This window comes from Ruegeria intermedia (genome assembly GCF_900129345.1).
Lineage (GTDB): Bacteria > Pseudomonadota > Alphaproteobacteria > Rhodobacterales > Rhodobacteraceae > Ruegeria > Ruegeria intermedia.
Genome location: NZ_FQVK01000062.1, coordinates 1 through 4211, shown reverse-complemented (window position 1 = coordinate 4211; position 4211 = coordinate 1). Strand labels below are relative to the sequence as shown.

General features: G+C 60.2%; 3 protein-coding genes. All 3 read left to right on the top strand.

Annotation, left to right across the window (positions count from 1 at the left end; all coding sequences use genetic code 11):
• Positions 1 to 136: 136 nt before the first annotated feature.
• Positions 137 to 967, top strand: coding sequence for a hypothetical protein (locus tag F3H26_RS19100; RefSeq protein ID WP_149777553.1), 831 nt, complete (start codon positions 137 to 139; stop codon positions 965 to 967).
• Complete coding sequence (locus F3H26_RS19095) at positions 964 to 1680, top strand: DUF3800 domain-containing protein (RefSeq protein WP_149777552.1); 717 nt, start codon at positions 964 to 966, stop codon at positions 1678 to 1680. Before F3H26_RS19100 ends, F3H26_RS19095 begins: the two co-directional genes overlap by 4 nt.
• Before the next feature lie 800 nt (positions 1681 to 2480).
• Positions 2481 to 4211, top strand: a 1731-nt coding sequence (locus F3H26_RS19085; protein ID WP_149777550.1) for a type I restriction endonuclease subunit R, incomplete at its 3' end; no start/stop codon positions are given.

Genomic DNA, 4211 nt, shown 5'->3' with positions numbered 1-4211 from the left:
CGCCGATGCTCGAACGCATCATCGCCAACGAACGCGAATCCCGCACCCTCGCCCAGACCCGCGACCTGCTGCTGCCCAGGCTCATGTCCGGCGAGATTCGCGTGGCCGAGGCTGAGAAGATCGTGGAGGGCGAGGTGTGAGCAGCCTTTCCGATATCGACAAGAGGTATCTGGAAAGCCTGCTGGGCATGGGTGGCGGCTATGTCCTCGATTACAGCGATGCCACCTTTGCCGAGTTCTTCCGCCGCCACGGCGTCGATATCCACTCGCGCAAGTATCAGACCTTTGGGACATCCAAGGCCAAGAAGCTGCGCGCCTTTTGGGAGCGGGAGCCCGACGCGCTGGTGGGCAAGGTTCTGGAGGAGCTGCTCGAGGCTTACGTCGCCAGCAAGGAACTGAAGGGCGAGGCTCCGGATGCCGCCTTGCTCGATCACTGCCGGAAGATCGTCGAACGGTTGACCGGCAAGAAGGCAGCCCCTGCTTCCGACGCCGAGGCGGGATTTCTCGACCGCGAGTTCCAGATCCCGAACATCAATAGGCTTCCGGTCGATGCGGGCGTCGCACAAATCCTTGAGGCCCGGATCGCTGAAGCAAGAAATGCCCTGAAGGCCGGCGCGCATCTTTCGGTGATTTTCCTGTGTGGCAGCGTCCTTGAAGGGGCGCTCCTCGGCGCCGCGCAAGCCGATCCGGCCGGTTTCAACCGAGCCACCTGTGCGCCGAAGGACAAGACCGGGAAGGTCCGCCCCTTCCAGGACTGGACACTCGCGGCCTTCATTGATGCGGCCTGCGAGGTTGGTCTGCTCAGCCCTGACGTACAGAGATTTGGCCACGGTTTGCGCGACTTCCGAAATTACATTCACCCGTATCAACAACTGGTTTCAGGCTTTGCCCCGGACGAGCACACGGCAAAGGTCTGTTTCCAGGTGCTGAAGGCGGCGCTCGCTGATCTCGCGGGAGAGAGAGGATGACCTCACTGATCTACAACATCTACTGCGACGAAAGCTGTCACCTGGAGAATGACAATATCCCGGTCATGGTTCTTGGGGGCGTGTACTGCCGTGCCCAAGAGGTGCGGCGCATTTCACGGGCGATTGGTGACCTCAAGCGGCACCACGGCCTGGCTCCTGATTTTGAGGTCAAGTGGACGAAAGTCTCACAAGGGAAAGTCGACTTCTACCGAGACCTGATTGCCCTGTTCTTGCGAGATGACGCTCTGCATTTCCGGGGCGTTCTTATTCCGGACAAAGGAGCACTGGATCACGAACGTTTTGGGCAGAACCACGACGAGTGGTACTACAAGATGTACTACACCATGCTGCGGTACGTCTTCGCGGCCCCGAACCGCTATCGCGTCTACCTTGACCTCAAGGATACACGCGGCGGACGCAAGGCGCGCCATTTGCATGAGGTGCTTTGCAACAGCCTGTACGACTTTGGCCACGAGACGGTCGAGCGCGTTCAGCAGGTGCGTTCCCATGAGAGTGCGCACCTGCAACTTACTGATCTTCTGATTGGTGCCATCGCTTACGAGAATCGCGGATCAGCGGGAAGTACGGCCAAAACGGCGCTGATCGCCGATCTGAAGGCAGCACTTGGGCCGGGTGCCCTTTCGCAGACTTCGGCCTTTCAAAACCGGAAATTCAACCTGCTGCGCTGGCGCGCGAACGAGGTGCGCCAATGACGCCGCCTCGACTAATCACGTTGAATGATTTCGGCGACCTTTGGGAGGCATACGAGGCCGCTCTTTATGAGGTCTTCGAACGCGACATTATTCGGCATGATCTCAGGTTCCGTGGCGTGCCCGTGCGCGCCCGCCGTGTTCCAGAACACAATCGGAAATGGGCCTGCTTCTGGCATCTGATTTCAGAAGGCCGCGTTGAGGATGACCGCATGCCTGACTTGAGGCGGTGCGAAAGACTTCCGCTGATACGCTGGGTCATCGAGAACGCTGATGCAGTTGCGGCTATTGACGTATGGGAACAGGAGCGTGAGCGAGAGCTCAATTGGATCTTGTGGTACCAAGAGGAGTATCTCGTCGTCCTGGCACAACGTGGGGGCTATCTGCTTCTGAAGACGGCTTTCTGTACGGACCGCATCCACCGAGTCCGCAAGTTCAGGAGGGAGAGGGATTCGTACCATGCTGGCCGGCGTTGAAAAAGCTAAGGCCGCGCCGATTTCTCGGAGCGACCTCGAAAACTCCTTCTACACATGGCAGATGAGCTGCCAGAAATATGTGCGCGAAAGGTGCGAATGTCAAGTTAACGAAGCGTCCGCGGGGCTGCCTAGGTGTCGCACCTGCCCTGCGCGCGGGCTGTGTGCCTCGACCCTCACATGCCCGCGGGCAAGGAAATCTCAGAAGACCTTGGCTTTCGTCGCGTCCCGGCCCGCTCTAACGGGCACGTATGATCTGCAAGCAATTTCAATGGCGCATGCGATAGTAAGCGCAATCCACAAGCAACCCAATGTTGAACAGAGTTTGTTATGACCTTCCTCAGCGAAGACGACATCGAGAAGGCCCTGATCGCCAGGTTCGGCGAGCTTGGGTATGCGAACGCGCCCGATGCCGTCATCGGCCCGGACGGCACGGCGCCCGAGCGGTCGGCCTATGATGACGTCATCTTGCGCGGGCGGCTGGAAGCGGCGCTCGAACGGCTGAACCCCCACATTCCACCAGAGGCGCGCGAGGAGGCGATCAAGCAGGTTCTGGGATCGGAAAGCGCTTCGCTTGTTGAGGAAAACCGCAGGCTTCACCGGCTGATTGTCGAAGGCGTGGATGTGGAGTTTCACGCCGAAGACGGCACCATTCGCGGCGACAAGGTGCGCCTGATTGATTTCGATTACCCAGACGCCAACGATTGGCTTGTCGTCGACCAGATGGTCTTGATCGAGAACGGCCGCAACCGCCGGCCCGACGTGGTCGTTTTCGTGAATGGTCTGCCGCTCGCGGTGATCGAGCTCAAGAACCCGGGCGCGGAGACTGCAACGCTCACCAGCGCCTATAATCAGCTTCAGACCTACAAGGCCGAGATTCCCTCGCTCTTTCGGACCAACGCGGTGCTGGTGACGTCCGACGGCACCTTGGCGCGCGTAGGGTCGCTCACCGCCAACGAGGAGCGCTTCATGCCCTGGCGCACCACCGACGGGCGCGAGGTGGCGCCGAAGGGCAGCCCCGAGATGGACGTGCTGATCGAGGGCGTATTCGAGAAGGGGCGCTTCCTGGAGCTCATCCGCGACTTCACGGTGTTCGGCGACACCGGCTCGGGCATCGTCAAGATCATCGCAGGCTACCACCAATTTCACGCGGTCAAGAAGGCGGTCCAAAGCACGCTGCGCGCCAGCGCTGTCGACGGCGACCGCAAGGCCGGGGTGATCTGGCACACCCAAGGCTCGGGAAAGAGCCTGCTCATGGCGTTCTTCGCGGGCCAGCTGGTGCGGCACTCGCAGATGGAGAACCCGACCATTGTCGTGCTAACTGACCGCAACGATCTCGACGATCAGCTGTTCCAGACCTTTTCCATGTGCCGCGACCTGATCCGCCAGACGCCCGAGCAGGCGGAAAGCCGCGAGCATCTGCAACAGGTCCTGAACCGCGTCTCCGGCGGGATCATCTTCACGACCCTGCAGAAGCTGTCTGAAGGGAAGATGACCGACCGGCGCAATGTGGTCGTGATTGCTGACGAGGCCCACCGGAGCCATTACGGATTCCGGGCAAAGATCGACCCCAAGACAGGCAAGCGTACCTACGGTTTCGCGAAACTCCTCCGGGATGCGCTGCCCAACGCGTCTTTTATCGGCTTCACCGGAACGCCGATCGAAAAGGACGACGTGAATACGCCGGCCGTCTTTGGCGACTACATCGACATCTACGACATCACCCGCGCAGTCGAGGATGGCGCGACGGTACCCATCTACTACGAAAGCCGCCTAGCCCGCATCGAGCTGCCAGAGGAGGAGAAGCCCCGGATCGATGCCGAGATCGAAGCACTGACAGAAGACGAGGCCCTGACCGAGCAGGAAAAGCTGAAGCAGAAATGGTCCAACGTCGAGGCGCTGGTTGGAGCCGAGAAGCGCCTGAAAATGGTCGCGGCGGATATCGTCGAGCATTTCGAGCGGCGGCTCGCCGCGCTTGACGGCAAGGGCATGATCGTCTGCATGAGCCGGCGAATCTGCGTCGCGCTTTACAACGAGATCGTGGCACTTCGTCCCGATTGG

What these genes read in the sequence shown, in the direction of transcription:
- F3H26_RS19095 (WP_149777552.1), top strand. Translation starts at nt 964, where the DNA reads ATGACCTCACTGATCTACAACATCTACTGCGACGAAAGCTGTCACCTG.